The following is a 23,346-nucleotide window of genomic DNA, read 5'->3' as shown; positions in this document are numbered from 1 at the left end:
CGACCTTCCAGGACCAGAATTAGTGCCCGAAAGAACCGCATATGTCTTATTGCTCCGCCACAAATCACACGGTGAGGTGCGCAGAGCACCCATGGTTCGGGCGAGTATGAAGTAATGCGCAACCTGCGAAACCACCGGGCACTGCTCTCTGCGGTCGGAGCGTTCGTCGTCGCCGGCGGCGCCAGCACGGGCATCGCCTGGTCCCAGGCCGAGCGCAGCAGCGAGCCCGCTGACGTACTGCTCGACGCCGTGGAGCACAGCGAGTCGACGATGCGCGACTACATCGACGAGATCGCGCACCGGTTCGACGAGATAGAGGCGACCTCCGACGCCCGGCGGCAGGAAGAGCTCGCCACCGCGCTCATGACGGACGTGCCCGCGCTGGCCGAGGACGCGCGGGCCGAGGTCCTGACGGCGAAGGACGATGCCAAGGCGGTGACCCTGCCCGACGGCGGCGAGCTCGACCTGGCCAGGGACGCCTATGTGGCGCACATCGACGCGTGGATCGCGGAGTACGACGAAGCGATGGTCTCCCCGGTAGGCGTCGTGGAGGTCGAGCCCGTCGTGAACCGGACGTTCGACAAGGCAGTCGCGGCGTTCGACCGGACCGAGCTCGACGCCGGCCAGGCGGAGCGCGCCGAGCGGCTCCTCGCGGACTGAACCGCCGGGCGCTCGCGTCAGTCCGCTCAGCTCAGGTTTCGCCAGCTTCAGTTCCGCCAGCTTCAGTCCCGCCAGCTCATGGGGGACAGGCTGAGGGCGGCATCCGCTACCCGCTTCGCGACATCCGTGCGCAGGGCCGCGTAGGACGAGTCGATCCACTCCTGCACCCCGGCCTGGCCGCTGTGCCGGTACTCGACCGCCTGGACGAGGCACTCCAGCTTGTCGGCGTCGCGCGCGTAACGCGCCTCGGGCGTCTGCTGCGCCTCGAACTCGGTCACGGCGTCGACGACGGTCGCGGCGGCGGCGGCCGGCAGGGGAGCTACCTGGTCACGGGTGACCGCGACGTTGTCGGGCTTGGTGACGTACGGGCGGGCGGTGTGGGGCAGGTCGGTGATGCGGGTCTCCTGGGAGTCGTGCCAGAGCGCGAGGTAGGCGGCGCGTGCCGGGTCGGCGCCCTCCTCGGCGGCCAGCAGCGCGGCGAGCTGCGCGACCCGCAGGCTGTGCTCGGCGACGGACTCCGGGTCCCGCACCCCGACCTGCCACCAGCCGGAGCGACGCAGGCGCTTGAGCACGCCCATCTCGAAGGTGAAGGCGGCGATGCCGGATGCGGCGGTGTGCGTCATGGCGCTATCGTCCGGCATTCCCGCGCGGCTCGTCGGAGCGTCACGCGCCGGACCATTGCCGGTTACCGGCCGTACGACGTCGACACCTACGATGTGCCGGTGCCTCGCGACTCCTCCGCAGTCCTTCCCGCCGCCGTCCTGTTCGACATGGACGGCACCCTCGTCGACACCGAGCCCTACTGGATGCGTGCGGAGCGCGAGATCGTCGCGGCGCACGGGGCGACCTGGACGCACGAGGACGCACTCGGCGCCGTCGGGCAGGCGCTCCTGACCACCGGCACCATGCTGCGCGACGCCGGCGTGCCGCTCGAGCCCGCCGAGATCGTGGCCTGGCTCGTGGCCCGCGTGAACGAGCAGCTGCGCGAGAGCGTGCCGTGGCGCCCCGGCGTCCTGGAGCTGCTCGACGAGCTGCGCGCCGCGCAGGTCCCGTGCGCGATAGTCACCATGTCGTACCGCAGCCAGGCCGAGGTGGTGGCCGACGGCGCCCCCGCCGGCACCTTCGCCCACCTCGTCACCGGCGACGAGGTCACGCACGGCAAGCCGGACCCCGAGCCGTACCTGGTGGCCGCCGGCCTGTTCGGCGCCCGGCCGGAGGACTGCGTGGCCATCGAGGACTCCAACCCCGGCATCACGTCCGCGCTCGCCTCGGGTGCGCGCACCCTCGGTGTGCCCGCCGAGGTGCCCGTGCCGCCCCGGCCAGGCCTCAACCGGGCGGCGTCGCTCAAGCAGATCGATCTCGAGGTACTCGGGCGGATCGCGGCAGGCGAGGTCGTCGACCTGCTGGGCTTGAGCTCGCCTGCTTGAGCCCGCCCGACGGTCAGCGCCGCCGCGACGTCACACGGTTATACCCAGGCGCAGCGGGATCGCGCCGTCCGGAACCTCCGGGGGAGTGCCGCCGAACTCCGGGCACAGCGACTGGTGCGCGCACCAGCCGCACAGCTTCGTCCGGCGCGGCTTCCACACCCCGGTCCGGGCGGCCTCCTCGATGGCCGACCAGATGGTGCGGATCTTCTGCTCGGTGTGCTCCAGCTGTTCGACGGTCGGCTCACCGCGCAGCACCTGGCCGTCACCCAGGTACACGAGCTGCAGCATCTTGGGCAGCACCCCGCGCTCGCGCCACAGGACGAGCCCGTAGAACCGCATCTGGAACACCGCCGACGACTCGTAGCCCGGACGCGGCGACTTCCCGGTCTTGTAGTCGACCACCCGCACGTCGCCGGTCGGCGCGACGTCCAGCCGGTCCACGATGCCGCGCAGCAGCGGGCCGCCGTCGAGCTGTGACTCCACCAGGAGCTCCCGCTCCGCCGGTTCGAGCCGGTTCGGGTCCTCCAGCGTGAAATAGGTGCCGAGCAGCGAACCCGCACCCGCGAGCCACCCCGCGCGGTCCTGCCCGTCCGGGCCGACCCCGTCCGTGAACAGCGACGTGTACCGGTCGTCCGCCTCCAGCAGCCGGTCCCACTCGCCGGGCAGCAGGTCGTTCGCCGCGGCCAGCGTGCGCTCCCCCAGCGGGGCGTCGTACAGCCGCTCCAGCACCGAGTGCACCAGCGTCCCGCGCGCCGCGGCGGCCGACGGCGGCTCCGGCAGCCGGTCCACCGTGCGGAACCGGAACAGCAGCGGGCACTGCATGAAGTCGTTCGCGCGGGACGGCGACAGAGCCGGCGGCCGCGACGGCGCACGCACGGCCGACACGGTGCCGACCGCCTCCGCCGTCACGTCCGGCACCGGCTCCTGGGAAACCTCCGTCGTCGTCATGGCCCCAACCCTAGGTGCGGTCACCGACATCCCCTGGCAGCCATCCACAGCGCGCCGTGCCCCCGAGGGCGACAGGGCGGATAGGTTTGTCCGGTGACCACCTCGGAGCCCGCCTCCACGCCCGCACCGCCCGCCCCGCAGCGCTCGAAAGGGTTCGTCATCGGCCGCGTGGCCGGCGCGCCAGTCATCGTCACGCGGTCCTGGTTCCTCGCCGCGTTCGTCCTGACCCTCCTGTTCGCCCCCACCGCGGAGGCGCTCTCGCCGGGGCTCGGCGCGAGCGCCTACGTCGTCGCGTTCGTGTTCGTGCTGCTCCTGTTCGCCTCCGTGTTCCTGCACGAGGCCGCGCACGCGCTGGCCGCAAGGGCGCGCGGGCAGAACGTGACGGAGCTCGCCGTCACGATCTGGGGCGGCCACACCGCCTACACCGGCGGCCTGGGTCGGCCGCTCGACGGTTTCCTCGTCGCCGTCGTCGGGCCGCTGACCAACCTGGTGCTCGCGGCCGGGTTCTGGTTCGCGTGGGACCCCGATGCCGTGCAGGACGTGCCGATGCTTCTGCTGCTGGCCGGCGCGGCGTCCAACGCGTTCGTCGGCGCGTTCAACCTGCTCCCCGGCCTGCCGCTCGACGGCGGCCAGATCCTTGAGTCCATCGTCTGGGCGGTCACGGGCAAGCGCACCACAGGCACCGTCGTGGCCGGCTGGGCCGGTCGCGTCGTCGCAGTCGGTGTCCTGCTCTGGGCGCTGGTCGTGCCGTACCTGCGGGGCGTTACACCGAACATCACGAACGTCTTGTTGTCCGCGCTGATCGGGGCGTTCCTCTGGGCCGGCGCCGGCGCCGCGATCTCCAACGGCCGGCGCAGGGAGGCGGTCGACGGGCTGACCGCCGCCGGGCTCGCCGGCCCCGCCGTCGTCGTCCCGCTCGGCGCCACCGTCGCCGACGCGCTCGACGCCCGGGCGGCGGCGGGCGGCGGCACGCCGTCGCACTACGTGGTGGTCGTGGGGCACGGCGGGGTTCCCATCGCGGTGATCGACGGCGGCGCCGTCACGGCGGTCCCGGAGTCGGCGCGCGGCGTGACCCTGGTCGACGCCGTGGCCGTGCCGTTCGTTCCGGGGTCGGCAGTGCCCCCGGCGCTGTCTGGCACCGACCTGCTGACGCGGCTTGCCCAGCGGTCGGGCGGAGCCAGGCTCGTCCCGGTCGTCGACGACGGCCGGGTCACCGGGGTGCTCGACCTCGCCGACGTCGCGCGGGCGATCCGCGCCACCTGACGCGCCACCTGACGCCCCGCCTGATGCCCTGCCTGACTTCCGGTCCGAGCCCGGCGCACGCGTGGGGCCGACCCAGCACTTAGGATGGTCGGTCGTGACCACACCCACCGATACCCCTACCGCCACCGGCGCCGAGCAGCGCCGCGGCCCGTTCCGCGTGGGCGACAAGGTCCAGCTGACCGACCCCAAGAATCGCCTGCACACCATCACGCTGCAGCCCGGCGGCACGTTCCACACGCACCGGGGCTACTTCCAGCACGAGCAGCTCATCGGACAGCCCGAGGGCTCCGTGGTGGTCAACACCGCCAACATCGCGTACCTCGCCCTGCGCCCGCTGCTGGCCGACTACGTGCTGTCGATGCCCCGCGGTGCCGCCGTCGTGTATCCGAAGGACGCCGCGCAGATCGTCGCCATGGCCGACATCTACCCGGGCGCGCGCGTCGTCGAGGCCGGTGTCGGCTCCGGCGCGCTGACGATGTCCCTGCTGCGCGCGGTCGGCGACGCCGGGCACGTGCACTCGATCGAACGGCGCGAGGACTTCGCGGCCATCGCCAAGGGCAACGTCGAGACCTTCTTCGGCGGGCCGCACCCGGCGTGGGAGCTGTCCGTCGGTGACCTCTCCGACGTGCTGCCGGAGGTGGCCGAGCCGGGCACCGTCGACCGCGTGGTCCTGGACATGCTGGCACCGTGGGAGAACGTGGAAGCGGTCGCCTCGGCGCTCGCGCCCGGCGGCGTCGTCGTCTGCTATGTGGCTACCACGACCCAACTTTCGCGCACAGCGGAAGATCTGCGTGCGGACGGCCGGTTCACCGAGCCGGCGGCCTTCGAGACGATGATCCGCGGGTGGCACCTCGAGGGTCTGGCCGTGCGTCCCGAGCACCGGATGATCGGCCACACGGGCTTCCTCATCATCGCCCGCCGGATGGCCGACGGGGTCGTCGCACCCGAGCGGAAACGGCGTCCTGCCAAGGGTGCGTACCCCGCGACGGCCGAAGCGGAGTGGACTTCGGAGGAGCTCGGCGAGCGCGCGGTGTCGGACAAGAAGGTCCGCAAGGTGCGACGTGACCTGGGCGTTGCGCCCGAGGACGCGAGTACCCCGCCTGCGTGAACGGGCTGTAACGATCGAGTACCCCGGACGTCTCAAACGGGTGTTCTTACTCCCGGTGTGTCAGTGACTGTGCTTAAGGTGCTGTTCTCGGAGGCGTTTGCGTCATATGGTCGCCTCCCGGGCCCTACGAGAGGGGATGTCATGACCGAGAACACGTCAGGATACAACCATCCCGAGCATGAGTCTTTGCCAAACCGCGACTACGAGCGCCAGATTGCCCTCCTCTCAGCCAAGAACGAGCGCCTGGCGGAGGCACTCCGCGCGGCGCGCGATCAGATCGTCGAGCTGAAGAAGCAGCTCGACGACCTCGCCAAGCCGCCGGGCACGTACGCCGTGTTCCTGGGGGCGCACACCGACGGTTCGGTGGACATCTCGTCCGCCGGCCGCAAGATGCACGTCTCCGCGAGCCCGAGCCTGGACGTCACGCGGCTGAGCCCGGGCCAGGAGGTCAAGCTCAACGAGGCGATGACCGTCGTCGGCGCGGGGGAGTACGAGCGCATCGGCGAGCTGGTGACCGTCAAGGAGATGCTGGGCGGTGACCGCGTGCTCGTGGTCGGCCGCGCCGACGAGGAGCGCGTGGTGCGCCTCGCCGGCTCGCTGATGGACTCCCCGCTCCGCGTGGGCGACTCGCTCACGGTCGACACGCGCAGCGGCTTCGTGTTCGAGATCGTGCCCAAGTCCGAGGTCGAGGAGCTGGTCCTCGAAGAGGTCCCGGACATCGAGTACGAGGACATCGGTGGCCTCGGCCCGCAGATCGAGGCGATCCGCGACGCGGTCGAGCTGCCGTTCGCGCACCCCGACCTGTTCCGGGAGCACGGGCTGCGCCCGCCCAAGGGCGTGCTGCTGTACGGCCCGCCCGGTTGCGGCAAGACGCTCATCGCCAAGGCGGTCGCGCACTCTCTCGCGGCGATGGTTGCCCGCGCCCACGGGGGCGACCCCGAGGTGAAGAGCTACTTCCTCAACGTCAAGGGTCCGGAGCTGCTCAACAAGTACGTCGGCGAGACCGAGCGGCACATTCGCCTGATCTTCGCCCGTGCCCGGGAGAAGGCCAGCCAGGGCATGCCCGTCGTCGTCTTCTTCGACGAGATGGAGTCCCTGTTCCGCACCCGCGGTACGGGCCTCTCCTCGGACGTGGAGACCACCATCGTGCCCCAGCTCCTCGCGGAGATCGACGGTGTGGAGCGGCTCGACAACGTCATAGTGATCGGTGCGTCCAACCGTGAGGACATGATCGACCCGGCCATCCTGCGCCCGGGGCGGCTCGACGTGAAGATCAAGATCGAGCGGCCCGACGCCGAGGGTGCCAAGGAGATCTTCGGCAAGTACCTCACCAAGGACCTGCCGATCCACCCCGACGACCTGGCGGAGTACGGCAACAACATGGCCGAGGCGCTCGACGGCATGATCACCTCGGTCGTGTCGCGGATGTACTCCGAGGACGAGGAGAACCAGTTCCTCGAGGTCACCTACGCGTCCGGGGACAAGGAGACCCTCTTCTTCAAGGACTTCAACTCGGGCGCGATGGTCCAGAACGTGGTCGACCGCGCCAAGAAGAACGCGATCAAGGACTTCCTGGCCACGGGGCAGAAGGGGATCCGTGTGGAGCACCTCCTGACCGCGTGCGTCGACGAGTTCAAGGAGAACGAGGACCTCCCGAACACGACCAACCCCGACGACTGGGCGCGCATCAGCGGCAAGAAGGGCGAGCGCATCGTCTTCATCCGCACCATCGTCCAGAAGAAGGGCGAGGGTGCCACACCGCGCACCATCGACACCGTTCAGAACACCGGTCAGTACCTCTGACAGCACGTCGAGGCAGGGTCCGCGTCCGTCCGGCGGGCGCGGACCCTGCTTGATCGACGCGACTGGTCAGCGCGACCGATCAAGGTGACCGACCAGTGGAACTACTGCGGCATAGGGTGGTGAACGTGAGCGTACGTCGTGTGATGGGCATAGAGACCGAGTACGGAGTCCTGCAGCCGGGCCGTCCCCTGGCCAACCCCATGCTGCTCTCCAGCCAGGTGGTGACGACCTACCGGGCGATCTCCACGCGTTCCGAGGGCCGGGGTGGCAAGGCTCGCTGGGACTACGACGACGAGGACCCGCTGCAGGACGCACGCGGGTTCCATCTCGACCGCGCCTCGGCGCAGCCCTCGATGCTGACCGACGACCCGTCCTTGCCCGCGCCGTCGGGTCCGGTCACCGGGCAGGTGCCGGTCGTGGAGCCTGGCCTGCCCGGCCGTGGCCGACGCCGGTCCGGCTCGACGCAGGAGGTCGAGCGGCCCGCCGCCGAGGAGTACGACGACCCGAGCGCCGCGAACGTCATCCTGACGAACGGCGCCCGGCTGTACGTGGACCACGCCCACCCCGAGTACTCCTCGCCCGAGGTCATGTCGCCCGAGGACATCGTGCGCTGGGACGTCGCCGGCGAACGGGTCATGCTCGCGGCCCTGCGGGAGCTCGCGAGCTTCCCCGGCAGCGAGGTGGTGCTCTACAAGAACAACGTGGACGGCAAGGGCGCCAGCTACGGCACCCACGAGAACTACCTCGTCGACCGCTCGCTGCCCTTCACGACGCTCGCCGAGCTCATCACGCCGTTCCTCGTCACCCGGCAGGTGTTCACGGGCTCCGGCCGCGTGGGCCTGGGCGCGACGAGCGGCACCCCCGGCTTCCAGATCTCCCAGCGCGCCGACTACATCGAGGCCGAGATCGGCCTCGAGACCACGCTGCGCCGGCCCATCGTCAACACCCGTGACGAGCCGCACGCCGACCGGCAGCGTTGGCGCCGCCTGCACCTCATCCTCGGCGACGCGAACCTGATGGAGGTGCCCACCTACCTCAAGATGGGCACGACGTCGCTCGTGCTGTGGGTGCTGGAGCACCTCGACGAGCTGGCAGAGGCCGGTGTGGACGCACGTGCCGAGCTCGGCGCCCTCCGGCTTGCCGACCCGGTGAGCGACGTGCAGAAGGTCTCGCGCGACCTCGCGCTGACCGCGCGGCTCGAGCTGGCGGACGGCAGGACCATGACCGCGCTGGAGGTCCAGGGCGAGGTCACCGACATCGTCCGGCGGTCGCTGAAGGTGCTCGGCACGGACGCGGAGTCGGACACCGTGCTCGACCGCTGGGCGTCTGTCGTCGAACGGCTGGGCACGGATCCGGCGTCCTGCGCGCGAGAGGTCGAGTGGGTCGCGAAGCTGCGGCTGCTGGACCGCCTGCGCTCGCGCGACAACCTGGAGTGGGACCACCCGCGCCTGCACGCCATGGACCTGCAGTGGTCCGACGTGCGGCCCGAGCGGGGCATCTACCACCGGCTGCTCGCCAAGGGGGCGGTGGACCGGCTGGTCGACGAGGAGAGCGTCGCGCGAGCGGTGCAGCACCCGCCGACCGACACCCGCGCCTACTTCAGGGGCGAGGTGATGGCTCGCTACGGGAGCCAGATCTCCGCGGCGAGCTGGGACTCGGTCATCTTCGACGTCGACGGGTCGCAGGCCCTGCAGCGCGTGCCGATGCTCGACCCGACCCGCGGCACGCGGCGCCACATCGGCGCGCTGCTCGACGCGAGCCCCGACGCCGCGACCCTGCTCGCGGGACTCTCCGGAAGAAGGTGACCGTGGATGTCAGTGTCACCGCCTAGGGTCAATACATGAGGTCAGGGCCTAGGCTTCGAGACCAGTAATACGTCAGTGAATCACCAGGAGGCGATCATGGCCGGTCAGGAAAGAATCAACCCGTCACACGAGGACCGCACTCCGGACGACGACGCGGGGGCCCCTGCGCCTGCCGCTGCGGCGGCGCAGAAGGACGACGACGAGGTCGACGCCCTGCTGGAGGAGATCGACGAGGTGCTGGAGACCAACGCCGAGTCGTTCGTTCGTGGATTCGTCCAGAAGGGTGGGCAGTGACCTGAGCGCAGACCGCACCACAGGACGACTCCCGGACGCCTTCCTGCGTCCGGGATCGTCGTCCTTCGTGGACTTCCTGGCCGAGCACGCCCCCGACCGCCTCCCCGGGAACAGGGTCATGCCAGTCGGTGTGACCGACCCGGCGACCCTTGCCCCGCACGCCACCACGATCGTGGCGCTCACCTTCGACGGCGGGGTCCTGCTGGCGGGTGACCGTCGTGCGACCGCCGGGCCGATGATCGCCAGCCGCAGCATCGAGAAGGTGTTCCCGGCCGATGAGTACTCGGCCGTGGGCATCGCTGGTTCGGCAGGTATCGGGCTGGAGCTGGTGCGGCTCTTCCAGCTCGAGCTCGAGCACTACGAGAAGATCGAGGGGTCGCTGCTCTCGCTCACGGGCAAGGCGAACCGCCTGGCCACGATGCTGCGCGCCAACCTGCCCATGGCGATGCAGGGTCTTGCGGTCGTGCCGCTGTTCGCGGGCTACGACCTGGCCAAGGAGACCGGCCGCATCTTCAGCTACGACGCCACGGGCGGTCGCTACGAGGAGCACGAGCACCACGGCATCGGCTCCGGCTCGCTCTTCGCCAGGGGCGCCATGAAGAAGCTCTGGCGGCGCGGGATGGACGCGGAGGCCGCGATCCACGTGGCGGTCGAGGCGCTGTACGACGCCGCGGACGACGACTCGGCGACGGGCGGCCCCGACACCGTCCGCGGGATCTTCCCCGTGGTCGCCACGGTGTCCGCCGACGGCTACCAGCGCATCGAGGACGCGGAGATCGCCCGCGTCGCGGAGCACATCGTGGCGCAGCGCCGAGAGAGGGGGCACCTCGCATGAACATGCCGTTCTATGTTTCGCCCGAGCAGCTGATGAAGGACCGGGCGGACTTCGCCCGCAAGGGCATCGCCCGCGGCCGGTCCGTGGTGGTGCTCGCCTACGACGGCGGTATCGCGTTCGCCACCGAGAACCCCTCGCGTGCGCTGCACAAGATCTCGGAGATCTACGACCGCATCGCCTTCGCGGCAGTGGGCAAGTACAACGAGTTCGAGAACCTGCGGGTGGCCGGCGTGCGGTACGCCGACATGCGCGGCTACTCCTACGACCGGTCCGACGTGACGGCGCGGGGCCTGGCGAACGCGTACGCGCAGACGCTCGGCACCGTGTTCATCACCGAGTCGAAGCCGCTGGAGGTGGAGATCGTCGTCGCCGAGGTGGGTGCCGAGTCGGCGGACGACCAGATCTACCGGCTCACCTACGACGGCACGGTGGCGGACGAGCACGGCTTCGTCGTCATGGGCGGCCAGGCCGAGCAGCTCGGCCGGCGCGTCAAGGAGGGCTGGCGCGAGGACATGTCGCTCGGCGAGGCCCTGCGGCTCGCGGTGGCGGCGCTAGGCTCGGGCGAGGGCTCGGCGTCGCGCACCATCGAGGCGGCCCAGCTCGAGGTGGCTGTCCTGGAGCGCGACCGGCCGCGGCGGTCGTTCCGACGTCTGACGCGTCAGGTCCTGGCCGACCTGCTCGCCGAGGGCGCGGAGCCTGCGGACGGCGAAGCGGTGCCGTCCGACGACCTCCCGCCGACGGACGCCGTCGCGGTGGGCTCGGCGACGCCGGGCCTGGGGACGGCGGACACAGTGCCGCCGGAGACCGCCGAGACGGCGGAGACGAGCGGCGAGACCGTCGCCGAGGCCGAGGCCGAGGACGTCACCGAGACCGACACGGCGACCGAGACCGACACGAAGTCGGACACCACCACGGCGACCGAGACCGACACCACCACGCCGGATGCCGGGGCGACAGCCCCGGCGGACGACACCACCGACGAGTCCCCGAGCGAGGAAAAGCCCGACGAGGGGCCGGGCACCCCCGGCGACTCGCCTGGCGCCGACCGATAGCAGCACGTTCCGCGAACAGGGAGGGGAAGTCCATGGACCGCAGGATCTTCGGTCTCGAGACCGAGTACGGCGTGACGTGCGCTGCCGACGACGGGCGTGGCCTGTCTGCTGACGAGGTCGCCCGCTACCTGTTCCGGAAGGTGGTGGCGTGGGGCCGTTCCTCGAACGTGTTCCTGAGGAACGGCTCCCGCCTCTACCTCGACGTGGGGTCGCACCCCGAGTACGCGACGGCGGAGTGCGACGACGTGCGCCAGCTCGTCTCGTACGACCGGGGCGGTGAACGCATCCTGGAAGGCCTGGTGGCCGACGCGCAGCAGCGCCTCGAGCACGAGGACCTGCCAGGCAAGATCCATCTGTTCAAGAACAACACCGACTCGGCGGGCAACTCCTACGGGTGTCACGAGAACTACCTGGTGCGGCGGTCGGGAGACTTCTCGCGGCTGTCCGACGTGCTCGTGCCGTTCCTCATCACGCGGCAGATCCTGGTCGGGGCGGGCAAGGTGCTCTCGACGCCGCGCGGCGCGGTGTTCTGCCTGTCGCAGCGCGCCGACCACATCTGGGAGGCGGTCTCCAGCGCGACCACGCGGTCGCGTCCCATCATCAACACGCGCGACGAGCCGCACGCCGACGCCGAGCTGTACCGCCGGCTGCACGTCATCGTCGGCGACTCCTCGATGGCCGAGCCCACCACGATGCTCAAGGTGGGTTCGACGGACCTGGTGCTTCGGCTCGTCGAGGCCGGGGTCCCTATGCGCGACCTCACGCTCGAGAACCCGATCCGCGCCATCCGGGAGATCAGCCACGACCGCACGGGCAAGCACGCCGTGACGCTGGCCAACGGCCGGACGATGACGGCCATCGAGATCCAGTCGGAGTACTACGAGCGCGCCCGCGAGCTCGTGGAGGCGAACCTCGAGGTCACGCCGGTGGTCAAGCAGGTGCTCGACCTGTGGGAGCGCGGGCTGCGTGCGCTGGAGGCGGAGAACCTGTCGCTGATCGACCGGGAGCTGGACTGGGCCATCAAGCTCAAGCTCATCCGGCGGTACCAGGAGAAGCACAGCATGGGCCTCGACGACCCGCGCATCGCCCGGCTCGACCTGGCCTACCACGACATCTCCCGCACCGAGGGCCTGTACAACCTGCTCGCGGCCCGCGGCATGGTCGAGCGGGTCACCACCGACCTGGAGGTCTTCGAGTCAACGGCCCTGCCGCCGCAGACCACCCGGGCCAAGCTGCGCGGCGACTTCGTGCGGGCGGCCCAGGAGGCCCGCCGGGACTACACGGTGGACTGGGTGCACCTCAAGCTGAACGACCAGGCGCAGCGCACGGTGCTGTGCAAGGACCCGTTCAAGAGTGTCGACGACCGGGTGGAGCGCCTCATCGAGAGCATGTGAGCACCGACGGGTGCCCCGGGAGCGGCCACAGGGTCGGGTCCCGGGGCACCGGTCGTTCTGGGGGCGCTGTCGCGTCGTGGGAGAATCTGCTGGTGAGTTCCTGGTTACGCGTCATCGTCGGTGCGCTGGCAGCGACGGCGGTGGCGGTGACCACGGCGTGCGCGCCCGCGTCCTTGCCGGTGGAGGTCGGCCCCGCGCCGACGTCCACCGCATCGCAGGCGCCGCTGCAGGTCAAGGGTACGAGCGGCGCCCCGCCCACGCTCGAGTACAAGAAGCCGTTCGCCGTCGTGCAGTCGGGTTCGCGCACGGTCTGGCCAGGCACGGGGGACGTGCTGGAGCGTGACGACCCGGTGCTGCTGAACCTCTACGCGCAGGACGGCAGGGACGGCACGGAGCTGCAGAACACGTTCCAGACCGCGCCCGCGGCGTACACGATGACCGAGAAGTCGCTCGGCAGCCACCTCTTCGAGTCGCTAGAGGGCCAGCGCGTCGGGGCACGGATCACGCTCATGGAGGAGCAGGACGGTGTCCCGGTGCTGCTGGTCGTCGATGTGCTGCCGGTCCGCGCGTCCGGCGTCGCGGGGGAGGCGCCGGGCAAGAACCTGCCGCAGGTAGGCCTCGACGACCTCGGGGCGCCGACAGTACGCGTCCCGCGCGGCGTCGAGCCGCCGCCGGAGCTGGCCGTGCACCCGCTGATCCGCGGGTCCGGGCAGCAGGTGCGAGCCGGCCAGATCGTCACCGTGGAGTTCACCGCCGTGCGCTGGAGCGACGGTGGTGTGGTCGACACGACGTGGACGGAAGACACTCCGCCGCAGTCCGCGGAGATCGGGATCGGCAAGCTGGTCGAGGGCTGGGACCAGGGGCTGCTGGAACAGACCGTCGGCTCACAGGTGATGCTGGTGGTGCCGCCGCAGGCGGGCCATGCCAACACCAAGAGCCAGCTTGCCGGCGAGACGGTGGTGTACGTGGTCGACATCCTCGACGCGCACAAGCTCGACCCCCAAAAGGCGGGAACCGAGGAAGAACCCAAGAAGAAGGAGGGCTGATGTCCGTCGCGATCCGCGTGATCCCGTGCCTGGACGTTGACGCGGGCCGAGTGGTCAAGGGCGTCAACTTCGCCGACCTGCGGGACGCCGGGGACCCGGTGGAGCTCGCCGGCCGGTACGACGCCGAGGGCGCCGACGAGCTCACGTTCCTGGACGTGTCTGCCTCGTCCGGCGACCGCGAGACCATGGTCGACGTCGTGCGCCGCACCGCCGAGCAGGTGTTCGTACCGCTCACGGTGGGCGGCGGCGTCCGCTCCACCGACGACGTCGACCGGCTGCTGCGCGCGGGCGCCGACAAGGTCGGCGTGAACACCGCCGCGATCGCGCGGCCCGAGCTGATCGCCGAGATCGCCCACCGGTTCGGCTCGCAGGTACTGACGCTGAGCGTCGATGCGCGGCGCGTCACTGGCGACGTCACCACCCCCTCCGGCTTCGAGGTCACCACGCACGGCGGACGGCGCGGGACCGGGATCGACGCCGTCGAGTGGGCGGAGAAGGCAGCCGTGCTGGGGGCGGGGGAGATCCTGCTCAACTCGATGGACGCCGACGGCACCACCGCGGGCTTCGACCTGGAGATGCTCCGCGCCGTGCGGGAGCGCGTCCACGTACCGCTCGTCGCGTCCGGCGGTGCGGGCACGCCCCAGCACTTCGTGGAGGCGGCGCAGGCCGGGGCGGACGCCGTCCTCGCGGCGTCGGTGTTCCACTTCGGCGTACTGACGGTGGGCCAGGTCAAGGACACCATGCGCGCGGCGGGCCTCGACGTCCGCTGACGCTGCTCGACCAACGGGGCACCGGACCCCCTCCTTGACCTCAACCAATGTCGAGGTCCTAACGTCGACGACGCCCGCGGCGAAAAACTGTCGAATCGATTCCCGTGCCGTGAGAAAATTCTGCTGTCCCCGAGGAAGCGAGGTCTTTCCGTGCCCCCAGACGCCCCGCGATCCAGACCGATGGCCCTGACCGGCTCTCGTGTACGCCGGTCGCTCGCACTCATGTGGCGCGGTATGCGCGCCCACCCCGGCATCTACGCCCTGGCCGTCGGCGCATCGGCGATGTTCGGCGCCCTCACCGTCGGCGTGAGCCGCGCGGTCGGCTGGGCCACCGACTCCGTAGTCGTCCCCGCGATCGCCGGTGACGAGGTCGCCCGCGACCGGGTCTGGCTCGGCGGCCTCGTGCTCGCCGCCGTCGCACTGTCGCTCGCCGTGTCGGTCGCCGCACGCCGCATCTGGGCGGGCTTCGGCTTCGTCCGCATCCAGGCAGGCCACCGCACCGCGCTGACCCGCCAGTACCTGCGCCTGCCCGCCTCGTGGCACCGAGCGCACCCGGCCGGCCAGCTCCTGAACCACACCACCTCGGACACCGAGGCGGCCACCGGCGTCTTCAACCCGCTGCCGTTCGCGCTCGGTGTCGTGGTCATGATCGGCGTCTCGATCGTCCTGCTCCTGACGATCGACCCCTGGCTGGCCCTCGCGGCGCTCGCCGTCATCCCCGTCACGGTGGGCGTGAACGCCGTCTACCAGCGGCACATGTCACCAGCGGTCACCCGGGCGCAGCGCCTGCGCGGCGACGTCGCCGACGCGGCGCACGAGAGCTTCGAGGCGGCGCTGCTCGTCAAGTCGCTCGGCACCGAGGACCGCGAGGAGGACCGGTTCGACGCCCGCACGCAGGAGCTGCGCGCCGCGAACGTGCGCGTCGGCATCGTGCGCTCCCTGTTCGACCCCGTGATCCAGACCCTGCCTGCGGTCGGCACCCTGCTGGTGCTCGGTGTCGGCACGTGGCGCATGTCCACCGGTGACGTCGACCCCGGGGACATCGTCACCGCGGCCTACCTGCTCACGATGATGACGGTGCCCGTGCAGGCGTTCGGCTGGGTGCTCGGCGAGCTGCCGCGTGCCCTGGTCGGCTACGAGCGCATCGCGGAGGTCGTCGACTCGACGGGCGCCCTCGAGTACGGTGACGCCCGCCTGCCCCGGACACCCGGCCAGCCCGGTCTCGCCGTCCGCCTCGACGGCGTGGGCGTCGACGTACCCGCGATCAGCGGGGCGCGCGGCGGCTCGATCACCCTGCTCGACGACGTCGCTGTGGACGTCGAGCCCGGCACGACGGTCGCCGTCGTCGGCACCACCGGCGCCGGCAAGACCACGCTGGTGAGCCTCCTGGCCCGGCTGTCCGACCCCACACGGGGGAGCGTGCTGCTCGACGGCACCGACGCGCGGACGCTCGCCGAGGGCGAGATCCCGGCCCAGGTCGCGTTCGTCACCCAGACCACGTTCATCTTCGAGGACACGGTGCGCGCCAACGTGACCCTCGCGGACGAGGGAGCGCCCGGCGCGCCGTCCGACGGCGAGGTCTGGGAAGCCCTGCGGCTCGCCCGCCTGGCGGACACGGTGCGCGAGCTCGACGGCGGCCTCGACGCGCCGCTCGGCGAGCGCGGCGCGAACCTGTCCGGCGGCCAGCGGCAACGCCTCGCGATAGCGCGCGCCCTGGTACGCAGCCCTCGCCTCCTCGTGCTCGACGACGCGACCAGCGCCGTCGACCCGCGCGTGGAGCAGGAGATCCTGCGCGGACTCGCGGACCGGGCCGACGAGCGGGCCGCCGACCAGGCTGCCGACCAGGCTGCTGACAGCGCCGTCACCGGGACCGGCGCGGACCCCGGGCAACCGCCGGGCACCACAGTGATCATGGTCGCCTACCGGATGTCGTCGGTGGCGCTCGCCGACCGCGTCATCCACGTCGAGGGTGGCCGCGTGGTCGACGCAGGGACGCACGACGAGCTCATGGCGCGCGACCCCGGCTACCGCGAGCTCGCCACGGCCTACGAGGTCGAGACAGAACGCAGGGAGCAGGAACGGGCCGACGCCGCTGCCGCCGGTGTGCTGGACGAGAAGCTGGAAGAGGTGGCCGGATGACCGCGGCGACGGACGAGCGCGAAGCGACCGACGTGCCGGAGGACCTGCTCGACGCCGACGGCACCCGCATCGAGTCGACGAGCAACCTCGGTGTGTTCGCGACGCTGCGCCGGGGCATCGAGATCAGCCCGGAGATCGCCAGGGGCATGTGGCTGACGCTCGGCCTGGCGTCGCTCGCCGCCGTCGGCCGCGTGGTGGTGCCGCTCGCGGTGCAGCAGACCATCGACGTCGGCATCCTTGCCGACGCCGGACCCGAGGTGGGCCGGGTGGCGCTCCTGGCGTCGCTGGCCGCGGGCGCGCTCGTGCTGGCAGGCCTGTGCGCGGCGCTCGTCAACGTGCGCCTGTTCCGCTCGGCCGAGGCCGGGCTCGCGACGCTGCGCGTCAAGGCGTTCCGGCACGTGCACGACCTGTCGACCCTCACGCAGAACACCGAGCGCCGGGGCGCGCTGGTCTCGCGCGTGACCAACGACGTCGACACGGTGTCGCTGTTCGTGCAGTGGGGCGGCATCATGCTGCTCGTCAGCGCCCTGCAGATCGTGGTGGCGACCGGGCTGATGCTCGTCTACTCGCCGATCCTGACGGCGGTGGTGTGGGTCGCCTTCATCCCGATGTTCCTCGTGATCCGGTTCGGGCAGAAGTACGTGAACCGCGCCTACACGCTGGTGCGCGAGCGGGTCGGGGCGATGCTCGGCGCGATCTCGGAGGCCGTGGTGGGTGCCGAGACGGTGCGCGCGTACGGCGTGTCGGAGCGCACCGGACGTCGCATCGGCGTCGCCGTGGAGGACACCCGCCGGGCGCAGGCCCGGTCGCAGATCCTGGTCGCGGCGACGTTCTCGTCGGGCGTGCTGATCTCGAACATCGTGCTGGCGATAGTGGTGGTCGTCGGGACGCTGCTCGGTGTCGGGGGCGGCCTGACGGCGGGCCAGCTCGTGGCCTTCCTGTTCCTGGTGCAGCTGTTCACCGGGCCGGTGCAGATGGCCACCGAGATCCTCAACGAGCTGCAGAACGCGGTGGCCGGCTGGCGCCGGGTCATCGCCGTCATCGACACCCCGGTGCAGGTGGCCGAGAAGCCGGACGCGGTGACGCAGGAGCGCGGGCCTGCCCGGGTGACGCTGCGCGACGTCCGGTTCTCCTACCCGAACGGCCCCGAGGTGCTGCACGGCGTGACGCTCGACCTGCCGCCGCGCACCAAGGTCGCGGTGGTGGGGCAGACCGGGTCCGGCAAGACGACCATCGCGAAGCTCGTCACGCGCCTCATGGATCCGACGGGGGGCGCCGTCGAGCTGGACGGCGTGGACCTGCGCGACCTGGCGTTCGCGTCGCTGCGCGAGCGGGTGGTGCTGGTGCCGCAGGAGGGCTTCCTGTTCGACGGGACGGTGCTGGAGAACGCGGCGTACGGGCTGCGGGGCTCGCTGACCGAAACCCCGCCGTCGTCGGCCGAGACCGTCGAGACCGGGGCGGACACCCGCGCCGCCGTCGAGCAGGCGTTCGCCGAGCTCGGCCTGTCCGACTGGGTCGCCGACCTGCCCGACGGGCTGGAGACCGAGGTGGGCCAGCGGGGCGAGTCGCTGTCGGCGGGGGAGCGGCAGCTCGTCGCGATCGCGCGTGCCTACCTCGCCCAGCCGGACCTGCTCGTGCTGGACGAGGCGACGTCGGCGGTGGACCCCGCTACCGAGGTCCGCATCGCGCGGGCCCTGGACTCGCTCACGGCCGGCCGGTCCACGATCACCATCGCGCACCGGCTCTCGACCGCCGAGGCGTCCGACCTGGTGGTGGTGGTCGACGAGGGCCACGTCGCCGAGGTCGGCCCGCACGACGAGCTCGCGGCGGCGGACGGCATCTACGCCCGCATGCACGCGAGCTGGGTCGCCCAGACCCGATAGGACCACCCTCGACACGCGCCGGCGGCGGACATCACACCGCCGTCGGCCCGCGACGTGGCAGGATTCTCGGGTGCCCGAAGTTCTCGACCCCACGATCTCTGCCCGACTCAAGCGCGACGACGCCGGCCTGGTCGCCGCCGTCGTGCAGCAGCACGACACGGGCGAGTTGCTCATGGTCGGCTGGATGGACGACGAGGCCCTGCGTCGCACGCTCACCGAGGGCCGGGTGACCTTCTGGTCCCGGAGCCGTTCGGAGTACTGGCGCAAGGGCGACACGTCCGGGCACGCCCAGTACGTCAAGGCCGTGAGCATGGACTGCGACGGCGACGCCCTGCTCGTCCGGGTGGACCAGGTGGGCGCCGCGTGCCACACGGGCAGCCGGACCTGCTTCGAGGCCGGGGGCGACCTCGGCGCCGTGGTCGGCGAACGGGACCGGCACGACGGCACGCCGCAGGACACCAACCAGTGATCCAACCAGCGATCCAACCAGCGATCCAACCAGCGAGACCAGGAGCACCGGTGACCCAGCTCGACACCCAGCTCGATCCCCACGAGGCCCGCGCGGCGACCGCGCCCGCCGACCTGCCCTGGGGTCGCACCTGGCCGAGCCTGCCGGAGTTCCGGGAGATGGCCGCCGACCGCCGGGTGATCCCGGTGGTCCGCCCGCTGCTGGCCGACGACGCCACGCCGGTCGGCCTCTACCGGACGCTCGCGCAGAGCAAGCCGGGCAGCTTCATCCTGGAGTCGGCGGAGTCCGGCGTGTGGGCGCGCTGGTCGTTCGTCGGCGTCGCGTCCCGCGCGACCCTGACCAGCGACAACGGCCGCGCCGTCTGGACCGGCGACGTGCCCGTCGGGGTCCCGACGGAGGGCGACGTCGTCGACGTGCTCGAGGCCGCTCTCGTCGCGCTCCGCACGCCCGGCGTGGCCAACCTGCCCCCGCTCACCGGCGGCCTGGCGGGTGTGCTGGGCTGGGACATCGTGCGCCACTGGGAGCCGACGCTCCCGGCGACCGCCCCGGACGAGGTGGGCGCGCCCGAGCTGGCCCTGTGCCTCGCCACCGACCTCGCGGTGGTGGACCACCGGGAGGGGACCGTGTGGCTGGTCGCCAACGCGATCAACGCCGACGCCACCGACGAGCGCGTCGACGAGGCCTACGCGGACGCCGTCGCCCGGCTCGACGCCATGGCGGCGCAGCTGGCGACGGCCGGGCCGCGCGTCACCTCCGTCGTCGTCGAGGGCCCCGAGCCGCAGCTCGAGTTCCGCTCCACCCAGGGCGAGTTCGAGGACGCGGTGCTGGCGGGCAAGGAGGCGATCCGCGACGGCGAGGTGTTCCAGGTGGTGCTGTCCCAGCGCCTGGACCTGGACTGCCCGGCAGACCCGCTCGACGTCTACCGGGCGCTGCGGACCATCAACCCGAGCCCGTACATGTACTACTTCCACCTGGCCAAGCCGGACGGCGCCGAGTTCGCCGTCGTGGGTTCCAGCCCCGAGACCCTGGTGAAGGTGGACGACGGGCACGTCACCACCTACCCGATCGCCGGGTCCCGGCCGCGTGGCGCCCACCCGGAGGAAGACGCCGAGCTGGGCGAGGAGCTGCTGGCCGACCCCAAGGAGCGGGCCGAGCACATCATGCTGGTCGACCTGTCCCGCAACGACATGGTGAAGGTGTGCGAGCCCACCAGCGTCGAGGTCGTCGAGTTCATGAAGGTGCGCCGGTTCAGCCACATCATGCACATGTGCTCGACGGTGGTGGGCAGGCTCCGCGCCGGCCGCAGCGCCCTGGACGCGCTGCGGGCGACGTTCCCGGCCGGCACGCTCTCCGGCGCCCCCAAGCCCCGGGCGATCGCGCTGATCGACGAGCTGGAGCCCGCCTCGCGCGGCATCTACGGCGGGGTGTGCGGCTACTTCGACTTCGGCGGCAACATGGACATGGCCATCGCCATCCGCACCGCCTACATCGCCGACGGCCGGGCCAGCGTGCAGGCCGGCGGCGGCATCGTGGCCGACTCGGTGCCGGCCCTGGAGTACGCGGAGTCGCGCAACAAGGCCGCCGCCGCGGTGCGGGCCATCCAGCTCGCGTCACGCCTGGCGCCGCTGCGGAAGACCCCGCTACGGAAGGGCGGGGACGACAAGTGACGCGCACCCGCACCGTCCTCGCACTGCTGGTCCTGGGCGGGCTTACGTTCGGCGTTGGTACACCCACCTGGGTGACGACCACGGTGGCCACCGCCCTGGAGCCCGAGGTGGCGGTCGCCGCCGCCGGCACCTCGGCCGCACCGGGGGTCGGCGCAGGCGCGCTCGTGCTCCTGGCCGCTGGCATCGCCTGCGCGCTGACCGGGCGGGTCGCCCGGTACGTTGCCCTGCTGGTCGCGGCTGCGGCCGGGGTGCTGGTGGTGGCGAGCACGCTCGTCGTCGTCGGCGACCCCACGCCCGCCGCCACCGCCGCCGCGTCCGCGACGAGCGGCGTCACCGAGCTCACGTCACCGGTGACGCTCACCGCGTGGCCGTGGGCCGCGGTCGCCACGGGCGTGCTCGCCGTGGTCGTCGCGGTCTGGGGCGCGATCGCGGCGCGCGGCTGGACGGCGACGTCGGGCCGGCACGAGCGCGCGGACGCCGCGGCGTCGGGCAGCGCCACCACCGGCACGAGCGCCGGCACCACCAGCACCACCACCCGAACCTCCGACGACGCCGACGACGCCACCGCCGTCGGACCGGACGACGAGATCGACCCCCACGACGCCTGGGACGCGCTGTCCCGCGGCGACGACCCCACGGGCCGCTGACCTGACCCTGAGCGGTTAGGCTGAGCGCGTACCGCACGACACGAAAGGCACCCACCTGCGATGACCGAGAACAAGTCCGAGATCGCCTACCTGCCGCCGGGCATCCCGGCGACCAACCACGGCCACACGGTCGCCGCGTGGGTCACGATGTCCGGCATCACGCTGGGGTCGCTCATCTCCGCGATCGGCATGGTGCTGGCCGCGTCGTCGGCGTCGGCGGGGCTGATCATGTTCGTGGTCGGCCTGGTCGTGGTCGGCGCCTCGCTGATCGTCGGCCTGGTGCTGCGCAACCTCGGCATGGGCCAGAAGAAGGTCCAGCGGTAGCACCATGACGACGACCGGGACGACGACGGAGACGACCACCGACCTCACGATGCCCGCGCGGCCCGCCGCGTACCCCCGGAACAACCTGGGTGCCTGGTCGCTCGTGCTGGGCATCGCGTCGGTTGTCCTCCTGCTGGGCGTCATCACCGGAATCCCCGCCATCATCATCGGCAACCAGGGCCGCCGGGCCGTACGGGCCGGCGAGGCGGACAACGAGCGCATGGCGATGACCGGCGTCGTGCTGGGCTGGATCTCGCTGGCGGTCCTGGCCGCGGTCATCGTGCTGGTGATCGCCCGCTTCCTGGCGGGTGGGCCCGATTCCTGAGGTTTCCGGCGAGGTGTCCGGCGAGGTCTCCAGTGAGGCTCCCGACTCCTCCACCCGCAGCAGCGCCCGGCCCGCCGTCCCCTCGGCGCTCCGGGCGCCGCTGCTCACGGGCGCCGCGGTCGGCGCGGCCACGCTGCTGCTCGCACTGCGCGACCCCCACGTCCGCGGCTCCTACGGGTTCTGCCCGCTGCTGGAGCTGACAGGCCTCGCCTGCCCCCTGTGCGGCGGGCTGCGCGCCACGCACGACCTGGCCCATCTCGACCTGGCCGGTGCCTGGTCGGCGAACGCGCTGTGGACCGTGACCGCCCCCGTCGTGGTGGTCCTCTGGCTGATGTGGCTCGTGTCCGCCGCGCGCGGCCGGCCGGTCAAGGGCCTGTCCAGCACCGCCGGCTGGGTCACCCTCGGTGTCGCGCTGACGTTCTTCGTGGCACGCAACCTCCCGTGGCTCCAGCCGTACCTGACGCCGTGGGTCTGACTCAGACGATCCCCAGGGAGTCCTCGGACCACTCCCGGCCCGGGATCTGACGGGACGTCGTCTCACGGTCCGGGAGTGGTCAGGACCACACCCTGGATCCGCCTACGATGGCCATGGGGCGATCGCCCCGGCAAGCGTACGAGGCGTAGCACGAGGGCAGAGCAAGGGCACGGGAGGCTCATTACATGTCGGTCCTGGAGGACATCGTCGCGGGGGTTCGTGAGGACCTCGCGGAGCGTGAGGCACGTGTGTCTCTCGACGCGCTCAAGGAGCGTGCCACCGCGGTGCCCGGGGCCCTCGAGTGCCTCGGTCGTCTCAAGCAGGCGGACGCCGTTTCGGTGATCGCCGAGGTGAAGCGCTCGAGCCCGAGCAAGGGCTCGCTCGCGCAGATCGACGACCCGGCGGCGCTCGCCGCCGAGTACGAGACCGGCGGCGCGTCCGCGATCTCCGTGCTCACCGAGCAGCGCCGGTTCAACGGCTCCCTCGCGGACCTGGACGCCGTGCGCGGCCGGGTGGACGTCCCGGTGCTCCGCAAGGACTTCATCGTGACGCCGTACCAGGTGTGGGAGGCCCGTGCGCACGGGGCCGACCTGGTGCTGATCATCGTCGCCGCCCTGGAGCAGACCGTGCTCGAGTCGCTCGTCGAGCGGGTGCACTCGCTCGGCATGACCGCCCTGGTCGAGGCGCACAACCTCGAAGAGGTCCGCCGGGCCGTCGGTGCGGGCGCCCGCGTGATCGGCGTCAACCACCGCAACCTGAAGACCCTCGAGCTGGACCGCGGCCTGTTCCGCAGCCTCGCCGAGTACATCCCGGACGACGTGATCAAGATCGCCGAGTCCGGCATCCGTGGACCGCACGACGTGATGGAGATGGCCCGCGCCGGCGCCGACGGCGTCCTGGTGGGCGAGGCCCTGGTGACCGACGGCGCGCCGCGCGCCTCGGTGGCAGACCTCGTCGCAGCGGGCTCGCACCCGTCGCTGCGGTCCGTCCGTCCGGCTTGAAGGGATCCGAG

Annotated in this window: 22 protein-coding genes and 1 pseudogene; 21 read left to right on the top strand and 2 right to left on the bottom strand. The window is 71.6% G+C overall.

Annotated features, from left to right (window positions below):
• Window positions 1-114: 114 nt before the first annotated feature.
• Complete coding sequence (locus AB0F70_RS01140) at window positions 115-660, top strand: hypothetical protein (RefSeq protein ID WP_357442592.1); 546 nt, start codon at window positions 115-117, stop codon at window positions 658-660.
• Window positions 661-722: 62 nt separating this feature from the next.
• Here the strand turns inward: AB0F70_RS01140 and AB0F70_RS01135 are convergent, their stop codons facing one another.
• Window positions 723-1,283, bottom strand: a complete 561-nt coding sequence (locus AB0F70_RS01135) for an HD domain-containing protein (protein WP_357442590.1) — start codon at window positions 1,281-1,283, stop codon at window positions 723-725.
• Window positions 1,284-1,382: 99 nt separating this feature from the next.
• Between AB0F70_RS01135 and AB0F70_RS01130 the strand changes: the two genes are divergently transcribed.
• A complete protein-coding gene (locus tag AB0F70_RS01130; protein ID WP_357442588.1) occupies window positions 1,383-2,087 on the top strand; it encodes an HAD family phosphatase in 705 nt (234 codons plus the stop codon).
• A 30-nt stretch (window positions 2,088-2,117) separates the two neighbouring features.
• On the opposite strand, the gene AB0F70_RS01125 is transcribed toward AB0F70_RS01130, so the two are convergent.
• Window positions 2,118-3,035: a PD-(D/E)XK nuclease family protein gene (locus AB0F70_RS01125; RefSeq protein WP_357442586.1), complete on the bottom strand. Its 918-nt coding sequence runs from the start codon at window positions 3,033-3,035 to the stop codon at window positions 2,118-2,120.
• 93 nt (window positions 3,036-3,128) lie between these two features.
• Between AB0F70_RS01125 and AB0F70_RS01120 the strand changes: the two genes are divergently transcribed.
• The 19 genes and pseudogenes from AB0F70_RS01120 (at window position 3,129) to trpC (ending at window position 23,335) form a co-directional block, all read left to right on the top strand.
• A complete protein-coding gene (locus AB0F70_RS01120) occupies window positions 3,129-4,298 on the top strand; it encodes a site-2 protease family protein (RefSeq protein ID WP_357442584.1) in 1,170 nt (389 codons plus the stop codon).
• Window positions 4,299-4,392: 94 nt separating this feature from the next.
• Window positions 4,393-5,406 (top strand): tRNA (adenine-N1)-methyltransferase, encoded by a 1,014-nt coding sequence (locus AB0F70_RS01115; protein ID WP_357442582.1) that lies wholly within the window; start codon window positions 4,393-4,395, stop codon window positions 5,404-5,406.
• Window positions 5,407-5,547: 141 nt separating this feature from the next.
• A complete protein-coding gene (arc, locus tag AB0F70_RS01110) occupies window positions 5,548-7,209 on the top strand; it encodes a proteasome ATPase (RefSeq protein ID WP_357442580.1) in 1,662 nt (553 codons plus the stop codon).
• Between the two features lie 143 nt (window positions 7,210-7,352).
• Complete coding sequence (dop, locus tag AB0F70_RS01105; protein ID WP_357443569.1) at window positions 7,353-9,014, top strand: depupylase/deamidase Dop; 1,662 nt, start codon at window positions 7,353-7,355, stop codon at window positions 9,012-9,014.
• Between the two features lie 96 nt (window positions 9,015-9,110).
• Complete coding sequence (locus AB0F70_RS01100; protein ID WP_357442578.1) at window positions 9,111-9,308, top strand: ubiquitin-like protein Pup; 198 nt, start codon at window positions 9,111-9,113, stop codon at window positions 9,306-9,308.
• Between the two features lies 1 nt (window position 9,309).
• Complete coding sequence (gene prcB / locus AB0F70_RS01095; RefSeq protein ID WP_357443567.1) at window positions 9,310-10,143, top strand: proteasome subunit beta; 834 nt, start codon at window positions 9,310-9,312, stop codon at window positions 10,141-10,143.
• A pseudogene (gene prcA / locus AB0F70_RS01090) lies at window positions 10,140-10,826 on the top strand (proteasome subunit alpha); the annotation flags it as partial. The gene prcB and the pseudogene prcA, both read left to right, overlap by 4 nt.
• Window positions 10,827-11,227: 401 nt before the next feature.
• A complete protein-coding gene (pafA, locus tag AB0F70_RS01085; protein ID WP_357442576.1) occupies window positions 11,228-12,589 on the top strand; it encodes a Pup--protein ligase in 1,362 nt (453 codons plus the stop codon).
• A gap of 92 nt (window positions 12,590-12,681) precedes the next feature.
• On the top strand, window positions 12,682-13,635 hold the full coding sequence (locus tag AB0F70_RS01080) for an FKBP-type peptidyl-prolyl cis-trans isomerase (RefSeq protein ID WP_357442574.1): 954 nt from the start codon (window positions 12,682-12,684) through the stop codon (window positions 13,633-13,635).
• Entirely contained in the window at window positions 13,635-14,405 is a 771-nt protein-coding gene (gene hisF / locus AB0F70_RS01075; RefSeq protein ID WP_357442572.1) for an imidazole glycerol phosphate synthase subunit HisF, read from the top strand. Before AB0F70_RS01080 ends, hisF begins: the two co-directional genes overlap by 1 nt.
• 234 nt (window positions 14,406-14,639) lie before the next feature.
• Complete coding sequence (locus tag AB0F70_RS01070; protein ID WP_357442570.1) at window positions 14,640-16,544, top strand: ABC transporter ATP-binding protein; 1,905 nt, start codon at window positions 14,640-14,642, stop codon at window positions 16,542-16,544.
• Window positions 16,541-18,427 carry an ABC transporter ATP-binding protein gene (locus tag AB0F70_RS01065; protein WP_357442569.1) on the top strand — a complete coding sequence of 629 codons (1,887 nt, stop codon included), beginning with the start codon at window positions 16,541-16,543 and terminating at the stop codon, window positions 18,425-18,427. The genes AB0F70_RS01070 and AB0F70_RS01065 overlap by 4 nt, the downstream gene beginning before the upstream one ends.
• A 70-nt stretch (window positions 18,428-18,497) precedes the next feature.
• Complete coding sequence (hisI, locus tag AB0F70_RS01060; RefSeq protein ID WP_357442567.1) at window positions 18,498-18,896, top strand: phosphoribosyl-AMP cyclohydrolase; 399 nt, start codon at window positions 18,498-18,500, stop codon at window positions 18,894-18,896.
• Between the two features lie 50 nt (window positions 18,897-18,946).
• Window positions 18,947-20,563, top strand: a complete 1,617-nt coding sequence (locus tag AB0F70_RS01055; protein ID WP_357442565.1) for an anthranilate synthase component I — start codon at window positions 18,947-18,949, stop codon at window positions 20,561-20,563.
• Entirely contained in the window at window positions 20,560-21,210 is a 651-nt protein-coding gene (locus AB0F70_RS01050) for a Trp biosynthesis-associated membrane protein (protein ID WP_357442564.1), read from the top strand. The genes AB0F70_RS01055 and AB0F70_RS01050 overlap by 4 nt, the downstream gene beginning before the upstream one ends.
• Window positions 21,211-21,270: 60 nt before the next feature.
• Window positions 21,271-21,534, top strand: a complete 264-nt coding sequence (locus tag AB0F70_RS01045; protein ID WP_357442562.1) for an HGxxPAAW family protein — start codon at window positions 21,271-21,273, stop codon at window positions 21,532-21,534.
• 4 nt (window positions 21,535-21,538) lie between these two features.
• Window positions 21,539-21,859 (top strand): DUF4190 domain-containing protein, encoded by a 321-nt coding sequence (locus AB0F70_RS01040; protein ID WP_357442560.1) that lies wholly within the window; start codon window positions 21,539-21,541, stop codon window positions 21,857-21,859.
• A gap of 13 nt (window positions 21,860-21,872) precedes the next feature.
• A complete protein-coding gene (locus AB0F70_RS01035) occupies window positions 21,873-22,334 on the top strand; it encodes a DUF2752 domain-containing protein (RefSeq protein ID WP_357442558.1) in 462 nt (153 codons plus the stop codon).
• Window positions 22,335-22,519: 185 nt separating this feature from the next.
• Entirely contained in the window at window positions 22,520-23,335 is an 816-nt protein-coding gene (trpC, locus tag AB0F70_RS01030) for an indole-3-glycerol phosphate synthase TrpC (protein WP_357442556.1), read from the top strand.
• The last annotated feature ends 11 nt before the right edge of the window (window positions 23,336-23,346 follow it).

It is taken from the genome of Promicromonospora sp. NPDC023805, from assembly GCF_040639635.1.
In the GTDB taxonomy this organism is placed as follows: Bacteria; Actinomycetota; Actinomycetes; order Actinomycetales; family Cellulomonadaceae; genus Promicromonospora.
This window is presented reverse-complemented; position numbering and strand designations above follow the sequence as displayed.

Excerpts from the sequence above, each read along its gene's own strand:
- AB0F70_RS01070 (WP_357442570.1), top strand. The coding sequence starts at position 14,640 with ATGCGCGCCCACCCCGGCATCTACGCCCTGGCCGTCGGCGCATCGGCG.
- AB0F70_RS01100 (WP_357442578.1), top strand. The coding sequence starts at position 9,111 with ATGGCCGGTCAGGAAAGAATCAACCCGTCACACGAGGACCGCACTCCG.
- AB0F70_RS01045 (WP_357442562.1), top strand. The coding sequence starts at position 21,271 with ATGACCGAGAACAAGTCCGAGATCGCCTACCTGCCGCCGGGCATCCCG.
- pafA (WP_357442576.1), top strand. The coding sequence starts at position 11,228 with ATGGACCGCAGGATCTTCGGTCTCGAGACCGAGTACGGCGTGACGTGC.
- AB0F70_RS01065 (WP_357442569.1), top strand. The coding sequence starts at position 16,541 with ATGACCGCGGCGACGGACGAGCGCGAAGCGACCGACGTGCCGGAGGAC.
- hisF (WP_357442572.1), top strand. The coding sequence starts at position 13,635 with ATGTCCGTCGCGATCCGCGTGATCCCGTGCCTGGACGTTGACGCGGGC.
- AB0F70_RS01125 (WP_357442586.1), bottom strand. The coding sequence starts at position 3,035 with ATGACGACGACGGAGGTTTCCCAGGAGCCGGTGCCGGACGTGACGGCG.
- AB0F70_RS01140 (WP_357442592.1), top strand. The coding sequence starts at position 115 with ATGCGCAACCTGCGAAACCACCGGGCACTGCTCTCTGCGGTCGGAGCG.
- arc (WP_357442580.1), top strand. The coding sequence starts at position 5,548 with ATGACCGAGAACACGTCAGGATACAACCATCCCGAGCATGAGTCTTTG.
- AB0F70_RS01040 (WP_357442560.1), top strand. The coding sequence starts at position 21,539 with ATGACGACGACCGGGACGACGACGGAGACGACCACCGACCTCACGATG.
- AB0F70_RS01135 (WP_357442590.1), bottom strand. The coding sequence starts at position 1,283 with ATGACGCACACCGCCGCATCCGGCATCGCCGCCTTCACCTTCGAGATG.
- dop (WP_357443569.1), top strand. The coding sequence starts at position 7,353 with ATGGGCATAGAGACCGAGTACGGAGTCCTGCAGCCGGGCCGTCCCCTG.
- trpC (WP_357442556.1), top strand. The coding sequence starts at position 22,520 with ATGTCGGTCCTGGAGGACATCGTCGCGGGGGTTCGTGAGGACCTCGCG.